22 protein-coding genes are annotated in these 20822 nt (G+C 71.8%); 18 read left to right on the top strand and 4 right to left on the bottom strand.

Translation table 11 applies throughout. The features are described from left to right. Nucleotides 1-11: 11 nt before the first annotated feature. Both M6I34_RS10825 and trxA read right to left on the bottom strand, forming a co-directional pair. A complete protein-coding gene (locus M6I34_RS10825) occupies nt 12-395 on the bottom strand; it encodes a DUF6394 family protein (RefSeq protein ID WP_272485691.1) in 384 nt (127 codons plus the stop codon). Between the two features lie 45 nt (nt 396-440). Beyond that, complete coding sequence (trxA, locus tag M6I34_RS10820; RefSeq protein ID WP_272485690.1) at nt 441-827, bottom strand: thioredoxin; 387 nt, start codon at nt 825-827, stop codon at nt 441-443. A gap of 179 nt (nt 828-1006) precedes the next feature. On the opposite strand from trxA, the gene M6I34_RS10815 reads away from it, so the two are divergent. From M6I34_RS10815 to M6I34_RS10785, 7 genes are all read left to right on the top strand, one after another. Continuing rightward, entirely contained in the window at nt 1007-2689 is a 1683-nt protein-coding gene (locus tag M6I34_RS10815; protein ID WP_272485689.1) for an acyl-CoA synthetase, read from the top strand. Nucleotides 2690-2750: 61 nt separating this feature from the next. Further along, nucleotides 2751-4559: an arginine--tRNA ligase gene (gene argS / locus M6I34_RS10810; RefSeq protein ID WP_272485688.1), complete on the top strand. Its 1809-nt coding sequence runs from the start codon at nt 2751-2753 to the stop codon at nt 4557-4559. Then, the gene (locus tag M6I34_RS10805; RefSeq protein ID WP_272485687.1) at nt 4559-5119 is read left to right on the top strand and encodes an SPOR domain-containing protein; all 561 of its coding nucleotides are present in this window, start codon (nt 4559-4561) and stop codon (nt 5117-5119) included. Before argS ends, M6I34_RS10805 begins: the two co-directional genes overlap by 1 nt. 25 nt (nt 5120-5144) lie before the next feature. Continuing rightward, on the top strand, nt 5145-5786 hold the full coding sequence (locus tag M6I34_RS10800; RefSeq protein WP_272485686.1) for a thiol:disulfide interchange protein DsbA/DsbL: 642 nt from the start codon (nt 5145-5147) through the stop codon (nt 5784-5786). Between the two features lie 4 nt (nt 5787-5790). Beyond that, on the top strand, nt 5791-6600 hold the full coding sequence (locus tag M6I34_RS10795) for an SDR family oxidoreductase (RefSeq protein ID WP_272485685.1): 810 nt from the start codon (nt 5791-5793) through the stop codon (nt 6598-6600). Nucleotides 6601-6615: 15 nt separating this feature from the next. Beyond that, the gene (locus tag M6I34_RS10790; protein WP_272485684.1) at nt 6616-7431 is read left to right on the top strand and encodes a helical backbone metal receptor; all 816 of its coding nucleotides are present in this window, start codon (nt 6616-6618) and stop codon (nt 7429-7431) included. Beyond that, nucleotides 7428-8501 carry a septal ring lytic transglycosylase RlpA family protein gene (locus M6I34_RS10785; protein WP_272485683.1) on the top strand — a complete coding sequence of 358 codons (1074 nt, stop codon included), beginning with the start codon at nt 7428-7430 and terminating at the stop codon, nt 8499-8501. The genes M6I34_RS10790 and M6I34_RS10785 overlap by 4 nt, the downstream gene beginning before the upstream one ends. A 24-nt stretch (nt 8502-8525) precedes the next feature. Here the strand turns inward: M6I34_RS10785 and rsmI are convergent, their stop codons facing one another. After that, nucleotides 8526-9434 carry a 16S rRNA (cytidine(1402)-2'-O)-methyltransferase gene (rsmI, locus tag M6I34_RS10780; protein ID WP_272485682.1) on the bottom strand — a complete coding sequence of 303 codons (909 nt, stop codon included), beginning with the start codon at nt 9432-9434 and terminating at the stop codon, nt 8526-8528. A 12-nt stretch (nt 9435-9446) separates the two neighbouring features. On the opposite strand from rsmI, the gene M6I34_RS10775 reads away from it, so the two are divergent. The 11 genes from M6I34_RS10775 (at nt 9447) to M6I34_RS10725 (ending at nt 19980) form a co-directional block, all read left to right on the top strand. Next, a complete protein-coding gene (locus tag M6I34_RS10775) occupies nt 9447-10634 on the top strand; it encodes a penicillin-binding protein activator (protein ID WP_272485681.1) in 1188 nt (395 codons plus the stop codon). A 48-nt stretch (nt 10635-10682) separates the two neighbouring features. Then, entirely contained in the window at nt 10683-11039 is a 357-nt protein-coding gene (locus M6I34_RS10770) for a YraN family protein (protein WP_272485680.1), read from the top strand. A 32-nt stretch (nt 11040-11071) separates the two neighbouring features. Then, the gene (locus M6I34_RS10765) at nt 11072-11659 is read left to right on the top strand and encodes a phosphoheptose isomerase (RefSeq protein WP_272485679.1); all 588 of its coding nucleotides are present in this window, start codon (nt 11072-11074) and stop codon (nt 11657-11659) included. A 32-nt stretch (nt 11660-11691) separates the two neighbouring features. Next, the gene (locus M6I34_RS10760) at nt 11692-12309 is read left to right on the top strand and encodes a BON domain-containing protein (RefSeq protein ID WP_272485678.1); all 618 of its coding nucleotides are present in this window, start codon (nt 11692-11694) and stop codon (nt 12307-12309) included. 253 nt (nt 12310-12562) lie between these two features. Continuing rightward, nucleotides 12563-13156 carry a LemA family protein gene (locus M6I34_RS10755; RefSeq protein WP_272485677.1) on the top strand — a complete coding sequence of 198 codons (594 nt, stop codon included), beginning with the start codon at nt 12563-12565 and terminating at the stop codon, nt 13154-13156. A 16-nt stretch (nt 13157-13172) separates the two neighbouring features. Then, the gene (locus tag M6I34_RS10750) at nt 13173-15137 is read left to right on the top strand and encodes a M48 family metalloprotease (protein ID WP_272485676.1); all 1965 of its coding nucleotides are present in this window, start codon (nt 13173-13175) and stop codon (nt 15135-15137) included. 207 nt (nt 15138-15344) lie between these two features. Further along, nucleotides 15345-16565: an ABC transporter substrate-binding protein gene (locus M6I34_RS10745; protein ID WP_272485675.1), complete on the top strand. Its 1221-nt coding sequence runs from the start codon at nt 15345-15347 to the stop codon at nt 16563-16565. 161 nt (nt 16566-16726) lie between these two features. After that, nucleotides 16727-17581, top strand: coding sequence for a branched-chain amino acid ABC transporter permease (locus M6I34_RS10740; protein WP_272485674.1), 855 nt, complete (start codon nt 16727-16729; stop codon nt 17579-17581). Nucleotides 17582-17594: 13 nt separating this feature from the next. Next, nucleotides 17595-18533, top strand: a complete 939-nt coding sequence (locus tag M6I34_RS10735; RefSeq protein WP_272485673.1) for a branched-chain amino acid ABC transporter permease — start codon at nt 17595-17597, stop codon at nt 18531-18533. Then, nucleotides 18530-19270 carry an ABC transporter ATP-binding protein gene (locus M6I34_RS10730; protein WP_272485672.1) on the top strand — a complete coding sequence of 247 codons (741 nt, stop codon included), beginning with the start codon at nt 18530-18532 and terminating at the stop codon, nt 19268-19270. The genes M6I34_RS10735 and M6I34_RS10730 overlap by 4 nt, the downstream gene beginning before the upstream one ends. Further along, entirely contained in the window at nt 19267-19980 is a 714-nt protein-coding gene (locus M6I34_RS10725; protein WP_272485671.1) for an ABC transporter ATP-binding protein, read from the top strand. The genes M6I34_RS10730 and M6I34_RS10725 overlap by 4 nt, the downstream gene beginning before the upstream one ends. Before the next feature lie 309 nt (nt 19981-20289). Here M6I34_RS10725 and M6I34_RS10720 read toward each other — a convergent pair whose 3' ends face one another. After that, nucleotides 20290-20778, bottom strand: coding sequence for a DUF6152 family protein (locus M6I34_RS10720; RefSeq protein WP_272485670.1), 489 nt, complete (start codon nt 20776-20778; stop codon nt 20290-20292). Nucleotides 20779-20822 lie beyond the last annotated feature (44 nt).

The following is a 20822-nucleotide window of genomic DNA, read 5'->3' as shown; positions in this document are numbered from 1 at the left end:
CGGCCTCCGTGTCAGCGCCGCAGCGCGAGGGTCTCGCCGATCAGCAGCAGCACCGACACCACGTTGGCGAACAGCGCGCCGGCGGCGAGCGAAACGATGCTGGCCGTCGCCGCAGGGGACTCGCCGGCGCCGGCGGCGTGGGCCGTCCAGGCCCAGACCAGCGCTGCGAGGATCAGCTGCACGTCGGCGACGAGGCTGGTGGCCAGATGCACCGCGCCGACCTGGGTGCGGTCGCCGAACTTCATGATCGTGGCGATCAGGTTCACGACGATCGCGGCGAAGAGTTCCGACACGTGATGGTGCGACGGGTTGTCGATGTCGCCGTACACGAAGCCGAAATTCAGCGTGGCGGCGAGCAGGATCGAGAAGCCGAAGACGACCTTGCCGAGATTCATCGTGGGACTCCGGAGGGGCGAGAGCGAAAGCCGGCCGGGCTTGCGTCAGTGCGTCGCGTCGTCCGCCGCGTCCGGGTCGAAGGGACGCGCGGCGCGCTTGACTTCGGCCATGTCGAGGCCGCGCACCTGCCGCAGGATGTCGTCGAGCGCGCCCTTGGGCAGCGCGCCGGGCTGCTGGAACACGATGACCTGCTCGCGGAAGATCATCAGCGTGGGGATCGAGCGGATGCCGAAGTGGCCGGCCAGCGCCTGCTCCTCGTCGGTGTTGACCTTGACGAACTTCAGGTCGGGGTTCTCGTCGGCCACCGCGTCGAACACCGGCGCGAAGCCCTTGCAGGGGCCGCACCAGGGCGCCCAGAAGTCGACGACGACGACGTCGTTGCCGGTGATCGTGGCGTCGAAATTCTCGGCGGTCAGCGCTTCTGCGGCCATGTCGGTTCGCTCCGTCAGGGTGGGGGCCGGGGCCGACGGCCCGCGCAGCCGCCCCGTCGCCACCGTGAAGTCTACGCGGTGACGCCGCCGCGACGCGAGTCGACCTACAATCGCCGGACCGAACCGAGGAAGACGCGCGGCCCCAGGCGATCCGGGGCGCGCACCAGGAGACACGCGAGATGCCCACCCAGCCGAACCCCTACCGTCAGGATCTCGACCGCAACCCGGCGAACCACGTGCCGCTCACGCCGCTCAGCTTCGTCGAGTGGGCGGCCGACGTGTTCCCGGACCGCTGCGCGGTGATCCACGGGCCGATCCGGCGAAGCTGGGGAGAGATGTACCGGCGGGCCCGGCAGCTCGCGTCGGTGCTGGCCGCCCGCGGCATCGGCGACGGCGACACGGTCTCGGTGATCCTGCCGAACATCCCGGCGATGATCGACGCCCACTTCGGCGTGCCGATGACCGGCGCGGTGCTGAACACGATCAACACCCGGCTCGACGCCGCCACGGTCGCCTTCCAGCTGCGGCACTCGGGCGCGAAGGTGCTGGTCGTCGACCGGGAGTTCTCGCCGGTCGCCAGGCAGGCGCTCGCGATCAACGCCCAGCAGGGGCTGGCCGCGCCCTTCGTCGTCGACGTCGACGATCCGGTCCACGAAGGCCCCGGCGAGCGGATCGGCGAGGTCGAGTTCGAGGACTGGATCGCGCAGGGCGACCCGGCGCACGCCTGGTCGCTGCCGGCCGACGAGTGGGACGCGATCGGCCTGAACTACACGTCGGGCACGACCGGCGATCCGAAGGGTGTGGTCGTGCACCACCGGGGCGCCTACCTGAACTCGGTGGGCAACGTGATGTCGTGGGCGCTGCCGCGCCACCCGGTCTACCTGTGGACGCTGCCGATGTTCCACTGCAACGGCTGGTGCTTCCCGTGGACGCTTCCGGCGGTGGCGGGCACCAACGTGTGCCTGCGCAAGGTCGACGCGGCGCTGATCCTCTCGCTGATCCGCGAGCACCGCGTCACCCACTACTGCGGCGCCCCGATCGTGCACAGCACGCTGATCAACGCGCCCGCGGAACTCAAGGCGGGCATCGACTGGCAGGTCAAGGCGATGGTGGCGGGCGCGGCGCCGCCGGCCTCGATGATCGAGGGGATGGAGCGGATGGGCTGGGAGGTCACCCACGTGTACGGGCTGACCGAGGTCTACGGTCCGGCGTCGGTCTGCGTGAAGCAGGAGGCCTGGGAATCGCTGGACCTTGCCGGCCGGGTAGACAAGAACGGCCGGCAGGGCGTTCGCTACCAGGTGCAGCAGGGGCTCACGGTTGTCGATCCGGAGACCATGGCCGAGGTGCCGCGCGACGGCGAGACGATGGGCGAGGTCGTGTTCCGCGGCAACATCGTGATGAAGGGCTACCTGAAGAACCCGAAGGCGAGCGAGGAGGCCTTCCGCGGCGGCTGGTTCCACACCGGCGACCTGGGCGTGCTGCACGCCGACGGTTACGTGAAGCTGAAGGACCGGGCCAAGGACATCATCATCTCGGGCGGCGAGAACATCAGCTCGATCGAGGTCGAGGACGCGCTCTACAAGCATCCGGCGGTGCTCGCGGCGGCGGTCGTCGCGCGGCCCGATCCCAAGTGGGGCGAGACGCCGCTCGCCTTCGTGGAGCTCAAGGCCGACCGGATGCCCGATTCGCCCGAGGCCGAGAAGGCGCTGGCCGAGGAGCTGATCGCGCACTGTCGCAAGCTGCTGGCCCACTTCAAGTGCCCGCGCGAGGTGCGCTTCGGCGAGGTGCCCAAGACCTCGACCGGCAAGATCCAGAAGCACCTGCTAAGGGCGAAGGTAGGCTCCGCGGACGCGATCGGCTGAGAACGCGCGCCGAGGTGGCGGTTCGGGTGTTCCAGGGCGCGGCCAAGTACAATCGCGCCCCATGCTGAAGGAACAGAAATCCCGGCTGGCCGCGCTGTTCGCGCAGGCTGCCACCGAGCTGGCCGCGCGGGCCGGCGTCGATCTTCCCGCGCCCGAGGTCACGCTGGACCGGCCCAAGCAGGCCGCCCACGGCGACCTCGCCTGCAACCTGGCGATGCAGCTGGCGCGCCCGCTGAAGGCCGCGCCGCGCAAGATCGCCGAGGACCTCGCCGAGCGGGTGCGCGAGCTCGACGTCGACTGCTCGACCGACGACGGCGCTGTGGCGCCGCCGCACACGCTCGCCTCGATGATCGAGGCGCTCGAGATCGCCGGGCCCGGCTTCATCAACATCCGGCTGCGCGACGATGCGAAGCGCGCGGCGGTGCCGCAGGTGCTCGCCGACGGCGAGGCCTTCGGCCGCGGGGCGCGGGGCGCCGGCCGCAAGGTGGTCGTCGAGTTCGTGTCGGCCAACCCGACCGGCCCGCTGCACGTGGGGCACGGCCGGCAGGGTGCGCTCGGCGACGCGCTGTCGGCGCTGCTGCAGGCCGACGGCTGGGCGGTCACGCGCGAGTTCTACTACAACGACGCCGGCGCCCAGATCGAGAACCTGGCGCGCTCGGTGCAGGCGCGCGCCCGCGGGCTGTCGCCCGACGACCCGTCCTTCCCGGCCGACGGCTACCGGGGCGACTACATCGTCGACATCGCGAACGACTACCTGGCCCGCGCCACCGTTTCGGCCGAGCGGGTGCCCGAGGTGACCGGCGCCGGCGACCCGGAAGACCTCGACGCGATCCGGCGCTTCGCGGTGGCCTACCTGCGCCGCGAGCAGGACCTCGACCTGCGCGCCTTCGGCGTGCGCTTCGACAACTATTACCTCGAGTCGTCGCTGTATGCCGACGGCCGGGTGCAGAAGGCGGTCGACGCGCTGGTCGCAGCGGGCCGCACCTACGAGGACGGCGGCGCGCTGTGGCTGCGCACCACCGACTACGGCGACGACAAGGACCGCGTGATGCGCAAGTCCGAGGGCGGGTTCACCTACTTCGTGCCCGACGTCGCCTATCACGTGACCAAGTGGGAGCGCGGCTACCAGCGCGCGATCAACATCCAGGGCTCCGACCACCACGGAACCATCGCGCGGGTGCGCGCGGGCCTGCAGGCGCTCGGCGCCGGCATCCCGGAAGGCTATCCGGACTACGTGCTGCACAAGATGGTCACCGTGATGCGCGGCGGCGAGGAGGTGAAGATCTCCAAGCGCGCCGGCTCCTACGTGACGCTGCGCGACCTGATCACCTGGAGCGGCGAGCTGCGCGACCAGGCCGGGCAGCCGACCGGCGCCGACGAGCAGCGCGGCCGCGACGCGGTTCGCTTCTTCCTGATCTCGCGCAAGGCCGACAGCGAGTTCGTCTTCGACGTCGACCTGGCGCTCGCCCGCAGCGACGAGAACCCGGTGTACTACGTGCAGTACGCGCACGCGCGGCTGTGCTCGGTGTTCGCGCAGTGGGGCGGCGACGTCGCCGGGCTGGCCTCGGAGGCGGCTGCCGGCAGGGTCGACCTGTCGCCGCTCGCGTCGCCCAGGGAGTTCGCGCTGATCGCCCGGCTCGCCGAGTTTCCGGAGCGCGTGGCCGAGGCGGTCGATGAACTGGCGCCGCACGCCATTGCCTTTTATCTCAAGGATTTAGCCTCGGAAGTTCACTCTTACTATAATGCCGAGAGGTTCCTCGTCGACGACGAGGCTCTGCGCAATGCGCGGCTGGCCCTGTTGGTGGCCGCGCGCCAGGTGCTGCGAAACGGGCTCGCGCTGATCGGCGTGTCGGCCCCCGAGAGGATGTGATGGCGAAGACCCGGTCGCAGCGCGGTGGAACGCTGCTCGGATTCCTGGCGGGTCTGGTCCTGGGCCTGGGCATCGCGGTGGTCGTCGCGCTGTTCGTGACCCGCGCGCCGGTGCCCTTCGTGAAGAAGTCGCACCGGGCCCCCGAAACGGTGACCGCGCCGGAGGCCGGCGCGCCGCTGCCGGACCCGAACGCGCCGCTCCTCGGGCGCCAGCCCGCGCCCGAGGGCGGCACGGCGCCCGGGGGCGCGCCCGCCGCCGCGCCGTCGCAGGCAACGCCCCAGCCGCCGGCTGCCGGCGCGCCGGCCGGCTCGGCGCCCGCTACCGCCGACGGCGGCTACCTGCTGCAGGTCGCGGCCTTCCGCTCGGTCGACGACGCCGAAGGCATGAAGGCCAGGCTGGCCTTGCTCGGCTTCGAGGCCCGGGTGGTGCAGGCCGAGGTCAACGGACAGACGATGCACCGTGTCAGGATCGGGCCGTTCGCGACACAGGAAGAGGCGAACCGCGCTCGGGCGCGGCTGATCGACGGCGGCTTCGAGTCGTCCGTGGTCCGCCAGCGCTGACGCCGCCAACAAGAGGAACAACGCAATGACCGATCGAATCCGACGTTCGATGATCATGGCCGCCGGTGCGGCGGCGATCGCTGCGCCCATCGGTGCGCTGGCGCAGGCCCCCCGCGAGGGCAAGGACTTCCGGCCGGTGCGACCGGCCCAGCCGACCGACGTACCGCCCGGCAAGATCGAGGTGATCGAGTTCTTCTGGTACGGCTGCCCGCACTGCAACTCGCTCGAGCCGCTGCTCAAGGACTGGGTGGCCAAGCTGCCCGACGACGTGGTGTTCCGCAAGCTGCACGTGCCCTTCGGCGAGCGCAGGCACCAGCAGCTCTTCTACACGCTCGAGTCGATGGGCAAGGCCGCCGAGGTCAACGACGCGATCTTCCGCGCGATCCACGTCGACCGCGACCGCCTCGACACGGTCGACAAGATGGTCGCGCTGCTCGGCAAGCACGGGATCGACGGCAAGACCTTCCGCGAGACCTTCGACTCGTTCGCGGTGCGCACCAAGATGCGCCGCGCGGCGCAGGTCGTCGACGCCTACGGCGTGGACGGCGTGCCGGCCATGGCGGTCAACGGCAAGTACTACACCGCGCCCAGCATGGTCGGCTCGAACGCCGGCGCGCTGCGCATGCTCGACCAGCTGATCGAGATCGAGCGCAGGGCGCGCAAGTGATGCGATGAGCGCTGCCGGTCGCGCGCCGACGGTCTTCGTGACCGGCGCCTCGAGCGGGCTCGGGGCGGCACTCGCGATCGAGTACGCGCGGCGGCATCCCGGCGCCCGGATCGGGCTGCTCGGCCGGCGTGCCGCCGGGTTGGGCGAGGTCGGCGAGGCGGTTCGCGCCGAGTCGGGCGGTCGAGCGTCCGCGCTCGAGCTGGTCGCCGACGTCACCGACCGCGCTGCGCTCGCCGAGGCGGCCGGCCGCTTCGTCGCCGAGGCCGGCGTGCCCGACGTGGTCATCGCCAATGCCGGCATCAGCGCCGGCACGATCACCGGCGAGGCGGCCGACGCCGAGGTGTTTCGCCGGATCGTCGAGACCAACCTGATCGCGCTGCCGGAGACCTTCGCGCCCTTCGTGGGCCCGATGCGCGCGCGCGGCAGCGGCACGCTGGTCGGAATCGCCAGCGTGGCCGGCATTCGCGGCCTGCCGGGCGCGGGCGCGTACAGCGCCTCGAAGGCCGCCGCGATCGCGTACATGGAGAGCCTGCGGGTCGAGATGCGCGGCAGCGGGCTGCGGGTCGTCACGATCGCGCCCGGCTACATCCGCACCCCGATGACCGCCGGCAACCGCTACCCGATGCCCTTCCTGACCGACGCCGACGTGTTCGCGCGGCGCGCGGTGCGGGCGATCGACGCCGGCCGCGGCTTCGTCGTGATTCCGTGGCAGATGCGAATCGTGGCCGGGCTGCTGCGCGGGCTGCCCAACCCCGTGTTCGACCGGCTGTTCGCGCGCGCGCCGCGCAAGGCGCGCGTCGGCGCCGACGGCTGACGGCGGGGCAGTGCGATGCATGCGCGGATCGTGTCGCTGGTGCCGAGCCTGACCGAGCTGCTGTGCGAGCTCGGCCTGCGCGACGCGCTGGTTGGCCGGACCGGCTTCTGCATCCATCCCCGCGAGGCCCTGCGCGAGGTGCCCAAGGTGGGCGGCACGAAGGACGTCGACATCGAGCGCATCCGGGAGCTCGCGCCGACCCACCTCGTCGTGAACGTCGACGAGAACGAGAAACCCACGGTCGACGCGCTCGCGCGCTTCGTGCCGGAGATCGTCGTCACGCACCCGATCGGCGTCGAGGACAACCTGGCGCTGATCGGGCGCTTCGGGGAACTGTTCGACCGGCGGCCGCAGGCGGCGGTGCTGGCCGACCGTTTCGCGTCGGCGCTGGCGGGCCTGCGGGCCAGCCGCTTCCCGGCGCTGCCGGTCGTCTACCTGATCTGGAAGGACCCGTGGATGACGGTGGGCCCCGACACCTTCATCGCGCGGATGCTGGCCGAGGCGGGGATGGTCGCGCTGGCCCCGCCCGGCGAGGCACGTTACCCGGTCGTCGACCTCGACTGGATTCGCGACAGCGGTGCCGCCGCGGTGCTGCTGTCGTCCGAGCCGTATCGCTTCCGCGAGCGCGATGCCGGCGCCTTGCGCGAGGCGCTCGATAGTGAAGGGCACGGCCCCGTCTGCCTGACGATCGACGGAGAGATGACCTCGTGGTACGGCAGCCGCGCGATCGACGGACTTGAGTACCTGCAGGATTTCCGCAGGCGTGTCGACGCGGCGCTTGCCGGGGCGGGCCGACCGCCCGAAGGCGCGCCGCAGGGAGCGAACCGATGAAGACCGAACGAAGCCTGCATCGCGGCCCGGCGCTGGCCGCGGTGCTCGTCACCCTGTCGCTGCTCGGCGCTTGCGCCGGACCGCGCGGGCCTTCCGGCGCGGCGGGGGCGCCGCCGGGCCAGGCGGCCACGGCCTCGCCCGGCGCGGCGCCGGCCGCCGGCGCGCCCGGGCGGGGCGGCCGTTACTACCTCGACGACGGGCCGGGCAGCGTGCCGCCGCCCGACCTCGCGTCGATTCCCGACGCGGTGCCGCGCGCCGAGCCGCTGCTGCCGCGAACCGCGCGGCCGTACGTGGTGTTCGGGCGCGAGTACCGGCCGATGGCGCGGCTCGAACCCTACCGCGCGCGCGGCGTGGCGACCTGGTACGGCCGCCGCTATCACGGCAACCCGACCTCGAGCGGCGAGCCCTACGACATGTACGCGATGACCGCCGCCCACCCGACGCTGCCGATCCCGAGCTACGTGCGGGTCACGAACCTGCGCAACGGCCGCAGCGTCGTCGTGCGCGTCAACGATCGGGGCCCCTTCCTTCACGACCGGCTGATCGACCTGTCCTACACCGCGGCGGCCAAGCTCGGCTACGTCGACGCCGGCAGCGCCGAGGTCGAGGTCGAGCTGATCACCGAGTTCGGGGACCGGCCGGCGACGACGGTGGCCGCTGCGCCGGCCGTGCCGGCGGCGCCTGCAGCACGGACCGCGCCAGCCGTGGCCGCCGCGTCGACCGCGCCAGCCGTGGGGCCTGCGCCTGCTGAACGCCCCGCCGCGCAGCCGGCGGCGTCGGAGCCCGAGCGGCTGAGCTTGCAGACCGAGATGGTCGGCACCCCGGTTCCGCCGCTCGAGCGCGGCTTCTGGCTGCAGCTCGGCGCCTTCGGCTCGGCCGACAACGCGGGCGCCGCCCGCGAGCGGCTGGCGGCCCGGCTTACCGGGCTGGGCGCGCCGATCGACGTGGTGGCCGACGGCGGGCTGTACAAGCTGCAGGCGGGCCCGTGGCCGACCCGCGAGGCCGCGCAGGCGGCGGCCGAGCGGGTCCGCGCCGAGACCGAGCTGCAGCCCTTCCCGACACAGCGGTGAGGGTCGTTGCGATGAGCTGGTAAGTCAGCGCTCGCTGTCGCCAGATCCCTTGGAAATCGAAAGCGCCAGCTGATACAGCTCGCGATGCGGCAGACCGGTCGCGCGGGTCGCCACCTTGACCGCGCGGCTCGGCGGCAGTTCCTGCAGCAGCGCCTCGAGGAGCCGGCGCGGATCCAGGCCTGCCGCTTCATCGCCTTCGGTTTCGCCGGCGCCGGCCACAACCAGCACGTACTCGCCGCGCAGGCGGTTCGGGTCGGCGGCGACCCAGTCGGCGGCCTCGCCCACCGCGCAGCGATGCACCTCCTCGAAGCGCTTCGTCAGCTCGCGGCCGATCGCCACCAGACGATCGGCGCCGCAGCGCTCGGCGATCGCCGGCAGCGTCGCGGCGATCCGGTGCGGGGCCTCGAACAGCACGAAGGGCCAGGCCAGCCGGGCGAGCGCGGCGAGCCGTTCGTCGCGCGCGCGGGGCCTCGAAGGCAGGAAGCCCTCGAAATGGAAGGGGCCCTCGACCAGCCCGCTGGCCGAGACCATCGCGATCGCGGCCGACGGCCCGGGAATCGGCACGACGCGGGCGCCGGCGTCGAGCGCGGCCGACACGATCCGGCAGCCCGGATCGCTGACCGCCGGCGTGCCCGCATCGCTGACCAGCGCGATCCGCCGGCCTTGCGCGAGCAGCTCGGCGACCCGCTCGGCCGATGCCCGCTCGTTGTGGCGATGCGCCGCCAGCGTGCGCGCCGAGGAGCCGGCCCGATCGAGCAACACCCGCGTGGTTCGTGTGTCCTCGGCGGCCACCCAGTCGACCTCCCGCAGGGTCAGGATCATCCGTTCGGACAGGTCGGACAGGTTACCGATCGGGGTGGCCACTACATATAATGTCCCGATGCCATCCGCCCCGGCGGGCCGCTCGCGACCCGCGTCATTGATATCGCTCATGTCCGTTCCGCAATGACCCATCGCCTCGTTTCGCGCCGCCGCAGCCTGCGCTCGATCGCCCGCGCGGCCGCGGCCGCGGTGGCGGCGTCTGCCCTCCCGGCTTTCGCCCAGGAGGCCGCCAACGGCGGTGTCGCGGCGACCTTCGGCACGCCTTCGGAACAGCGCGAGCGCATCGGCGCCGGCCCGTCGCGCATCGCGCTGCTGGTTCCCCCGGCCAACGGAGTCTACCGCCGCGCGGCGCTCGCGCTGACCGACGGCGTGCGCGCCGCCCACTCGCGCGACGGCGCGGGCTTCGCGGTCGAGGTCATCGAGACCACCGAGTCCGGTCCGGAGCTTCGCGGGCTGTGCGACCGCCTGGCCGCGCGCGGCTTCCAGCTGGCGATCGGGCCGCTCACCCGCAACGCGGTCACTGCGCTCGCCGCCACCGGCCCGCTGCCGCTGCCTGTGCTCGCGCTGAACCAGACCGACGGCGTCGCCCCGCCGCCCAACATGGCCTTGTTCGGCCTGTCCATCGAGAACGAGGCCGAGCAGGTGGCCTCGTACGCGTATCGCGACGCCGCGTCCTTCCAGACCGCCCGCCGCCCGCGCGCCGCGATCGTCCACGACGGCTCGCCGCTTTCGCAGCGCAGCGTCGGGGCCTTCATCGAGCGCTGGTACCAGTCCGGCGGCGAGTACTACGAGGCGGTCGAGACCGACATGGCGAGCGCGTCGATCTCCACGCTGCGCAGCGCGCTGCGGGGCGTCGATGCCGACGTCTGGTTCGCGGCGATGCCCCCTTCTCGGGTGCCGACGCTGCGCGGCGCGATCGGCGAGCGCGCGTTCGTCTACGGCACGTCGGTGCTGAACTCCGGCGCCACCCCCGAAATGGGCGATCGCGACCCTAAGGCGCCGGTGATCCGCTCGCCCGAGCTCGACGGTGTGCGCCTGGTCGTGATGCCCTGGCAGGTGCAGCCCGATCACCCGGCGGTCATGGCCTATCCGCGCCAGCGCGAGCTCAACGTGGAGCTCCAGAAGGTCTATGCGCTGGGCATCGACGCGCTGCGGCTCGGGCAGGTGCTGATGGCCGGCGAGACCCACGCCGACATCGACGGCGTCACCGGGCTGTTGCGGCTCGACCTGGCCCGCGATGCGCGCGTCGACCGGCTGCCCCTGCTGGCCGAGTACCGCGACGGCGTGCTCGGCATCGCCGCCCCCCGCTGAGCCGTGGCGCGCGCCGGGCGCCCGCCAGCCCCGGCCGGCCGGCCCGGGTTGCCGGCACGCCGCTCGCCCACCCAGCGCGCGGGCGATGCGGCCGAGGCAGGCGCGCTCGACTTCCTGGTCGCCCGCGGGCTCAGGCCGCTGGCGCGCAACGTGTCGAGCAAGCTCGGCGAGATCGACCTGATCATGCAGGACCGCGACGAGCTCGTCTTCGTCGAGGTCAGGGCGCGCTCCCGCAGCGACTTCGGCGGTGCCGCGGCGTCGGTCGGCTGGGCGAAGCAGCAGCGGGTCAGGCGCGAGGCGCAGCGCTGGCTCTGCGCGAATTTCGGCGACCGCTGGCCGGCCTGCCGCTTCGACGTCTGCGCGGTGCGCCCGGGCGGGATCGACTGGATACGCGGCGCATTCTGAGGCATGCAATTCCGGTCGGTATAATCGATTCGATGGATCTACAGCGTCGAATCCGCGGTCATTTCGAGGACAGCGCGCGCCTCAAGCAGGAGGCGGCCGAGCCGCTGGCCGGGCCGATCGCCCGGGCCGTCGAGCTGATCACCTCGGCGCTGGCCGCCGACCGCAAGCTGCTCGTCTGCGGCAATGGCGGTTCGGCCGGCGACAGCCAGCACCTGGCCGCCGAACTGATCGGCCGCTTCGAGCGAGAGCGTCCCGAACTCGCCGCCGTCGCGCTCACGACCGACAGCTCGATCCTCACCGCGATCGCCAACGACTACGCTTTCGAGCAGGTCTTCGCCAAGCAGGTGCGGGGCCTCGGCCGAGAGGGCGACGTGCTGGTCGCGATCTCCACGAGCGGCAATTCGCCGAGCGTGCTCGCCGCCGCGCAGGCCGCGCGCGAGCGCGGGCTCGCGATCGTGGCCCTCACCGGCCGGGGCGGCGGGCGCCTCGGCGAGATGCTCGGCGACGGCGACGTGCACCTCTGCGTGCCGCACGACCGCACCGCCCGCATCCAGGAAGTGCACCTGCTGATCATCCACTGCCTCTGCGACGGCATCGACGTCTCCCTGATGGGCGAGTGACGCCGGTCCGTGCCACCGATAGGAGTTCCCGCATGAACGCCACCCTTCGTGTCGCCGTAGCCGGCGCCCTCATCGCTTCCACGCTCGCGATCACCGGATGCGTGCCGCTGGCCGCCACCGGCGTGGCCGTGGGCACGATGGCCGCGATCGACCGCCGCACCGTCGGCGCGCAGACGGAGGACCAGGCGATCGAGCTGAAGGCCGCCGACCAGATCCGCGCGACCCTCGGGCAGTCGTCGATCTCGGTGACCAGCTTCAACCGCAAGGTGCTGCTCACCGGCCAGGCGGCCACCGAGCAGGACAAGCGCAACGCCGAGCGGATCGTCGCCGCGATCGACAACGTGCGCTCGGTGCACAACGAGCTGCAGGTGCTCGGCAGCCCGTCGCTCACCTCCAGGGCCGCCGACACCTCGATCACCGCGCGGGTCAAGACCGCACTGATCAACGCGCAGGACATCAAGGGCAACACGGTGAAGGTGATCACCGAGTCGGGCACCGTCTACCTGATGGGCCTGGTCAGCCGGCGCGAGGCCGACCGTGCGGCCCAGGTCGCGAGCCGGGTCTCTGGCGTGCAGCGCGTGGTCACCGTGTTCGAGCTGATCACCGAGGAAGAGGCTGCCCGCCTGCACGGCGCCGCGCAGCAGAAGTAAGCGCGCCGGAAGCCGGCGAGCATTCCGGCAAGCGCGCCGAGGTCGGCGCGCGTTCCGCCGGCGCCTGCCGCCGGCGGGGCATTCCCAGGGCAACGGCAGGGCGCTCAGCGGGCCCCGTCAGGGGTTTCCCGCCGTGCATCGCCGGCCTCCGGATGGATGCTGCCGGGGGGCCGACGAGCGGCCAACCGCTCGCGCACGCACCGACGGACAATTCCCTGGTGCCCCGATCGAGGGGCTTGGGGAATGCGCGAACATGTCCAGCGGTCCGATCCTGCTCGTCGTCTTGCTGCTGCTGCCGCTGCTCTGGGCGGTGGCGGCGTACAACCGTTTCGTCACGCTGCGCAACCGCTGCGAAAACGCGTTCGCGCAGATCGACGTCCAGCTTCGCCGGCGCCATGACCTGATCCCAAACCTGGTAGCCGCCACCCGCGGCTACCTGGAGCACGAGCGGCGCACGCTCGAGGCGGTGATCGCGGCCCGCAAGCAGGTCGGCGAGGCGAGCGCCGAGGCGCGCGCCCATCCGCGCGATCCGCATGCCCTGGAGGCGCTCGAGCACGCCGAAGCCGTGCTGGCCGGCCCGCTCGCCCGGCTGATGGCGCTGGTCGAGGCCTATCCGGCGCTGCAGGGCGACGAGACCGTGCGGCGCCTCACCGAGGAGCTGCAGACGACCGAGAACCGGATCGCCTTCGCCCGCCAGGCCTACAACGACCAGGCCGCCACCTACAACACGGGGATAGAGAGTTTTCCGGCATCGCTGGTCGCGACGCTGTTCGGCTTCGTCCGCACCCGGATGCTGAGGCCGGCCGCCGCCCCGGCGCAGCGCGAGGCTGTAGCCGTCGCACTCTGAAGGACCCGGTCGAGAGATGGACTTCTTCGCCCACCAGGACCGGGCACGGACCCTGTCCGCGCGGCTGGTGCTCCTGTTCGGGCTGGCGATCGTCGCCGTCGTCGTGGCCGTCAACCTGGCGGCGCTGGCGACCTGGCGCCTGCTCTTCGCAGGCGCGGGCGCGCCGCCTTACTTCGTCGCCACGAACGCCTTCGTCGTCCTGCTGATCGTCGGCGGCAGCGCCTGGCTGGAGCGCCACCGGCTCGGCGACAGCGGCGACGTGCTGGCCGAGCGGCTCGGCGCGCGTCTGCTCGACGATGCGAACCCGCAGCACAGGCGCCTGCGCGACGTGGCCGAGGAGGTCGCCGTGGGCGCCGGCGTGCCGGTGCCGGCGCTCTACGTGATCGACGATCCGGCGATCAATGCGCTGGCGGCCGGCGAGCGGCCGGCGATCGCCGCGATCATGCTGACCCGGGGCGCGCTCGAGCGGCTGGACCGCGCGCAGTTGCAGGGCGTGGTGGCGCACGAGTTCGCCCACATCCTCGGCGGCGACGCCGCGCGCAACGTGCGGCTCACCGCGGCGCTCTACGGGCTGTACTCGCTGCGGATCGCGGGCGGACACCTGCTCGAGTCGGCACTGCAGCGCGGCGCCGGCCGCGCGGGGCCGCTGTCGTTGCTCTCTCCGCTGGCCGGGGCGGCCGGCCTGGTGGTCTCCGCGCTCGGCTTGCTCGGCGTGTTCGCTGGGCAGCTGCTGCGCGCCGGCATCAGCCGCCAGCGCGAGTTTCTCGCCGACGCGGTGGCGGTGCAGCTGACCCGCGATCGGGACGGGCTCGGCAGCGCCCTGCGGCGGATCGCCGCGGAACACTCGATGACCGGCGCTGCCGCCGGCCCGGGGCACGGCGGTTACGAGGCGCTCGTCAGCCACTTCCTGCTGGTGCAGCCGGCGGGGGCGGGCGACTGGTTCGACTCGCACCCGCCGCTGGCGGAGCGCATCCGCCGGCTGTACGGTCGCCCGATGCCGCCGCTGCGCGATCGCGCGATCGGCGTGCAGCCGGCGCTCGAGGTCTCGCGCGCGCCGGCGATTCCGGGCGAGTCGCTCGGCGCCAGGCTGGTGTCGCGCCTGCACCTGCCGGCGCGGCTCGCCCCGCGCGCCGGCGCCTTCGCGGGCCTGCCGGCCCCGGGCGGGGACGAGTCGCGCACCGACGTGTTGCGGTGGGCGGAGACGATGGCGATCGCCGCCGACGACCGGCCGGCGGCCGTCCCGCTCTCGGCGACGCCGGCCGCCGCGCTGATCGAGCGCATGCGCGCCCCCGCGCTGAACCGCGAGGATGCGAGCCGGTGGCTCTGCGCGCTGGTGGCGGGGCACGCGGAGGGCGGCGCAGGCGAGGAAGGCGACCCGAGGGTCGCCGCGGCCCTGCGCTGGCTGCTGTCGCCGGCGGGCGCTGCGCTGCGGGTGCCGGTGCTCGAGCTGATGCTCGCGCGCATCCGGCGCTGGAGCAGCACGCACCGGCGCGAGATGCTCGACCGATGCCGCCGCACGATCGAGCGCGACGGGCGTGTGGATTCGGCCGAGTGGGTGCACTACACGCTGGCACGCCATCGCCTCCTGCCGCAGGCGCCTGGCGGGGCCAGGAACTCGGTGCTGCGGGCGGCCGGCGGGCGGGCCGCGCACGGCCGCGCGCTGGCCGCGCTGTTCGCGATGGCCGCCGCGATCGGCGAGGCCTCCGCCCGCACGACCCGCGACACGCTGGCCGAAACCGCGGCGCTGCTCGGCGTGCCCCCGCCGGCCGCCACCCCCGACGAGCTCGACACGGTCGAGCTGGCGCACGCGCTGGACACGCTGGTGACCCTGCCGCCGCTGGACAAGCCGCTGCTGCTGAAGATGCTCGCGAAGATGGCGCGAACCCCGGGCAACCCGGACTTCGACGCCTTCGTTCGCGCGGTGGCCGCCGCGATCGATTGCCCGGTTCCGCGGCTCGCGCTGCCGACCTCGCCTGCCTGATCGACACTGTCGAACGCGCGGGCCGCGTTCGCGACCGCTGTTCCGAAATGCGGTCCTGCACCGTTCGCGGGCGCGGCGTACGGAACGCTCCGCCTTGACGTTGCGAGAGCCGCGGGGCTAGCCTCGATTCGTCGGGGGCCGGCGATCGGCCGGCCGCACGAAGAACGGGAAGCCCGCACCGGGCTCCACGACACAGGAGACATCCCCATGAAGCGTCGTTCGATGATGGCGGCCGCCGTCGGTGCCGCCCTTTCCGCAGCGCTCGCGCAGTCGCCGGTTCTCGCGCAGGACAAGCCGATCCGGATCGGCGTGCCGACCGCGGTCCAGCTCCAGGTCGGCCGCGACACCCAGGAAGCGGTCCAGATGGCGATCGACGACATCAACGCGAAGGGGGGCGTGCTCGGGCGCAAGCTCGAGATGGTCCCCGCCGACGAGACCGAGAAGCCCGAAGCCGGCATCAACGCGATCAAGAAGCTGACGGCCGAGGAGAAGGTCGACGTGATGATCGGCGGCTACACCAGCGGCGTCACGCTCGCGCAGCTGCCGCACATCGCCCGCTCGAAGACGATCTACCTGGGCGTGGGGGCCGCGTCGCCGGCCATCACCCAGCGCGTCAAGAAGGACTACGACGAGTACAAGTACATCTTCCGCGTCGGCCCGATCCACTCCGGCCACCAGGCCAAGCAGGTCAGCGGCTTCATCTCCGGCTTTGTCGTCGGCGAGCTCGGGCGCAAGAAGGTCGCGATCGTCGGCGAGAACGCGAAGTGGGTGCAGGACCTGGTGCCGATCCTGAAGAAGAGCGCCACCGAGGGCGGCGCCGACGTGCGATTCACCGAGCTGTTCGACACGCAGACCTCGGACTTCTCGCCGCTGTTCTCCAAGGTGCGCGACTCGGGCGCCGAGTTCATGGTCGTGATCCTGTCGCACGCATCGAGCGACATCTTCGCCAAGCAGTGGCACGACTCGCAGATGCCGATGCCCTACGGCGGCATCGACGTGAAGAGCATGGACGGCGACTTCTGCGAGCGCATCGGCGGCAAGTCGGTGTCCGAGATCGCCGCCAACTTCGCGGTGCGCGCGCCGATCACGCCCAAGACCGAGGCCTTCTTCGACGAGTTCAAGAAGCGGACCAACCGCACGTCGGTCTACACCGGCTTCTTCGCCAACGACTCGGTCTACATCTACGCCAACGCGGTCAAGGCGGCGGGCACGACCGACCCCGAGAAGGTCATCAAGGAGCTGGAGAAGACCAGCTACGTCGGCGTCACCGGCCTGATCGAGTTCGACGACTCGCACGATGTGAAGGCCGGCGGCAAGCACCCGAACCTGCTGTTCGCCCAGTGGCGCCCGGGCTGCACGCGCGAGGTGGTCTATCCGAAGGAGCTTCGCACCGCCGAGCCGATCCTGCCGGCCTGGGTCAAGAAGTGACGGAGCCCGTCTCCCGAGCCTGACCTCGCCTGCCCGCCGGCATCGCCCTTCGCGGCGATGCCGGTGGCGCCTGGCGTGTCGCACGCCGCCGGCCCCAGCGCCGGGCGGCGCAGGCTTCCCGATCCCGCTCGCAGCCGAGCTTCTCCTGCCGGGGGTATCTCTTGGCCGAAATCCTGATACAGGGCGCGGTGTCCAGCGCCATCTACGCGATGCTCGCGGTCGGCTTCACGCTGATCTTCGGCGTCGCGCGCATCCTGAACCTGGCGCACGGCTCGTTCTACGCGCTGGGCGCGTACGGCGCCTACCTGCTCACCTCGCTCGGCCTGCCGCTGGTGCCGGCGGCATTGCTGTCGATCGCCTTCGTCGCGGTCTTCGGCGTCGTCATGGAGCGGGTGTTCGTGCGGCCGATGCGCAAGCAGTCGCTGCTCGCGGTGCTGATGATCACGCTGGCGGTCGCGCTGGCGGTCGAGCAGGCCCTCTTCCTGGGCTTCGGCTCCGAGTACCGGAACGTGCCGGCGCTGGTCTCCGCGAAGTACACGATCGCCGGCGTGGACATCGCCGGCCAGCGGCTGCTGACGCTGGTCGCGGGCATCGTGCTGATCGGCGCGCTGTGGCTGTTCATCCAGCGGACCCGCCTCGGCTCGGCGATTCTCGCGATCTCGCAGGACCCCGAGGCTGCCCAGTACATGGGCATCCCGAGCGACCGGATCTTCGCGCTGGTCATGGCGCTATCGGCCGGGCTGGCGGCTGCGGCAGGCATCCTCGCCGGGCCCTTCCTGACCGTGCAGCCGACGATGTGGCTGCTGCCGATCGTCAAGGCCTTCGCGATCGTCGTCGTCGGCGGGCTCGGCTCGATCCCGGGCAGCATCCTGGCGGCGCTGATGCTCGGCTACGCCGAAACCATCGTCGCATACGTGATCTCCACCAGCTGGACCGAGATCATCTCGGTGCTCGCCACGCTGCTGATGCTGGTCTTCCGGCCGGCCGGCATCTTCGGCAAGCGCGCGGCATTCTAGGAGACCGGCAAGAATGTTCACGAAGAAGATCGACCTGGCCGGCGCCGCGCTTTTCATCGCGGTGATGGCCGTGCTGCCGGTGATCGTCGGCAATGCCTACCTGACCGGCGTGCTGACCGTCGCGGTCATCTACGCGATCTGGGCGGTGAGCTGGGACTTCATGTCCGGCCTGACCGGGCGGGAGAATTTCGGGCACTCGCTGTTCATCGGCGCCGGCGCCTATACCGCCGGCTTCCTCAACACGGTGTGGGGCTTCGACGGATGGTGGAGCATCCCGGCCGCGATGGTGGTCGCCTCGCTGTTCGCGCTGGTCATGGGCTTTCCCACGCTGCGGCTCAAGGGCCCGTACTTCGCGCTGGCGATGCTGTCGAGCGCGGTGATCATGCAGCGGCTGATGCTGATCTTCTGGGAGTACACCGGCGGCGAGGAGGGCATCAACGGCGTCGAGCCGCTGATCGACTCGCAGCTGGGCTTCTACTACTTCGCGCTGGCAGTGCTGGTGGGCGTCACCGCCGTGCTGATCGCGCTGGCGCGATCGAACTGGGGCCTGATCCTGCGCGCGATCCGCGGCGACGAGGCGACCTGCCAGGCCGCCGGCCTGAACGTCACCTACTACAAGATCGCCTCGCTGGTGATCAGCGGCGCGATCGCGGGCGGCGGCGGCGCGATGTACGCGCACTACCAGCTGCAGGTGAGCCCCGCGCTGTTCGAGGTGGTCACTTCGATCACCGTCATCACGATGGTCTACGTGGGCGGCATGGCCTCGATCTACGGGCCGGTGGGCGGCGCGATCCTGCTGGTGCTGCTCACCGAGCTGCTTCGCGACTTCGGCGAGTGGCGGCTGATGATCTACAGCGTGGTGCTGATCCTGATCCTGTTCTTCCTGCCCCAGGGCTTCATCGCGCCGCTGTGGGAGCGCTTCCGCGCGCGTTTCGGGAGGTCGTCGACATGACCCGGATCCTCGAGGTCGAAGGCCTCACCAAGCGCTTCGGCGGCCTGACCGCGGTCAGCAACGTGAGCTTCGCGGTGAACGCAGGCGACGTGGTCGGCATCCTGGGCCCCAACGGAGCGGGCAAGACGACCCTCTACAACCTGCTCACCGGTTTCATCCCGCCCGACGAGGGCAGGGTCGCGTTCATGGGGCGGGAGATCCGCGGCGTGGCGCCGCACCGGATCGTCCGGCTCGGCATCTCGCGCACCTTCCAGCTGTGCCGGCCCTTCGTCGGCATGACGGTGCTCGAGAACGTCAAGGTGGGCAGCCTCGCGCAGCCGGCGCCGCCGCAGGGCCGCGATGCCCGGGCGCGCGAGCTGATCGAGCAGGTGGGCCTGGGCGGCAAGGAAGGCATGCCGGTGGAGGTCATGTCCTACGGCGACCAGCGCAGGCTCGAGATCGCGCGGGCGCTGGCCACCGGCCCGAAGCTCCTGCTGCTCGACGAGCCCTTCGCGGGCCTGGGCGCCGGCGAGATCGCCGACCTGTCGGCGCTGATCAGGAAGATCCACGCCGAGACCGGGCTCACCGTGCTGCTGATCGAGCACAAGCTTCACGAGTTCATGAAGCTGGTGGACCGTGTCATCGCGCTGGACTTCGGCGAGATGATCGCCGACGACGTGCCCGAGCGGATCGTCACCCATCCCCGCGTGATCGAGGCCTACATCGGCGGCAACGCGCCGGACACGGAGGCAGCATGAAGCCCCTTCTCGAAGTCTCCGGCCTGTCGGTCTGGTACGGGAAGGCGATCGCGCTCGAGAACGTCAGCCTGTCGGTGGGCGAGGGCGAGATCGTGTCGGTGCTCGGGCCGAACGGCGCCGGCAAGTCGACGCTGCTGAAGGCGGTGTCGCGGATGCAGCCCTCGCAGGGCGTGCTGAACCTGCGGGGCGAATCGCTGCAAGGCTTTGCCGCGCACGAGGTGGTCGGCAAGGGCATCTGCCACTGCCCGGAGGGCCGCCGGCTGTTCCCCGAGCTCACCGTGCTGAAGAACCTGATGCTCGGCGCCTACCTGCGGCGCGACCGCGACGCGGTGCAGCGCGACCTGGACTTCGTCTACTCGCTGTTCCCGATCCTGCGCGAGCGGGCGGCGCAGGTGGTCAGCACGCTGTCGGGCGGCCAGCAGCAGATGGTCGCGATCGGCCGGGCGCTGATGGGCAAGCCGGCGCTGCTGCTGCTCGACGAGCCCTCGGTCGGCATCGCGCACAAGCTGAAGATGGAAATCTTCGACGCGATCCGCAAGATCCGCGAGTCGGGCACCGCGATCCTGATGGCCGAGCAGGACGCGCAGTCGGCGATGAGGATCGCCGACCGTGTGTACGTGCTCGAGCACGGCCACGTGGGGCGCGAGGGCACCAGCGCCGAGCTGTCGAAGGACGACTACATCCGGCAGGCCTATCTCGGCGTGGCCTGAACGGGCGGGACTCGGCGCCACCGCTCGTTGGTGGCATTCGCCCGGGCCGGCGGCGGGGAAGGCCGCTTCCGGGCACGGTGCTGCGGCCCCGCCTTCGGCGGGGCTTCCCTCGCCCACCTCGGAATTTCGCACCCGCCTCGCAGGGGGCTTCGCCCCGCGGCGAGCGGGTCCCGCGAAATTCCTTTCGGTGGCGCTCGGCTTGCACAGTGCCCGGAAGCGGCCTTCCCCGTCGCCGGCCCTGGATGTCGTGCCGTGCGGGGCGGCTGCGCCGATCCCCGGCCGTTCGGGCCGCGCCTCGCCCCCGGCCGCTCAGGCCGGCGACGAGCGCAGACCGTAGGTCTTGCCAGCCCTGAACAGCCACTCGGCGCGGAGCACCGGCTCGCTCTGGTCGGTCAGCGTGTAGCCGACGATCTCGACCGTTTCGCCTTCCTTCAGCGGCTCCACGCCCCAGGCCTGCATCCGCGTGAGCGGCGCGAGCTCGACGGTCCAGACGACGTCGGTGCGCGGCACCAGTTTCGTGGCGGCGAGGATCGCCTTGCCGTCGAACTGCGAAACCTGGGCCGGCAGGGCGCGGGACTCGAGGCCGCCGGGCAGGGCCAGTCCCGGGGCCGGCTCGAGGTCGATCTCGGCATGCGGATTGCGCCAGCGCACCGCCTTGATGCGGCCGCGCAGGTAGAGCGGCCGGTTCGGGTCGAAGCTGGACCAGCCGTGATGCGCGAGCACGCTGCCGGGCGCCGCGCCGGCCAGCGCGGCGCCGAGCGTCGAGCCGATGAGGCCGAGGATCCTTCGTCGATGCATTCGGTTCTCCTTCAGGCGCGATGGTCGGCCGACCATCGCATCCA

This window comes from Zeimonas sediminis, assembly GCF_023721795.1.
In the GTDB taxonomy this organism is placed as follows: domain Bacteria; phylum Pseudomonadota; class Gammaproteobacteria; order Burkholderiales; family Burkholderiaceae_E; genus Zeimonas; species Zeimonas sediminis.
This window is presented reverse-complemented; position numbering and strand designations above follow the sequence as displayed.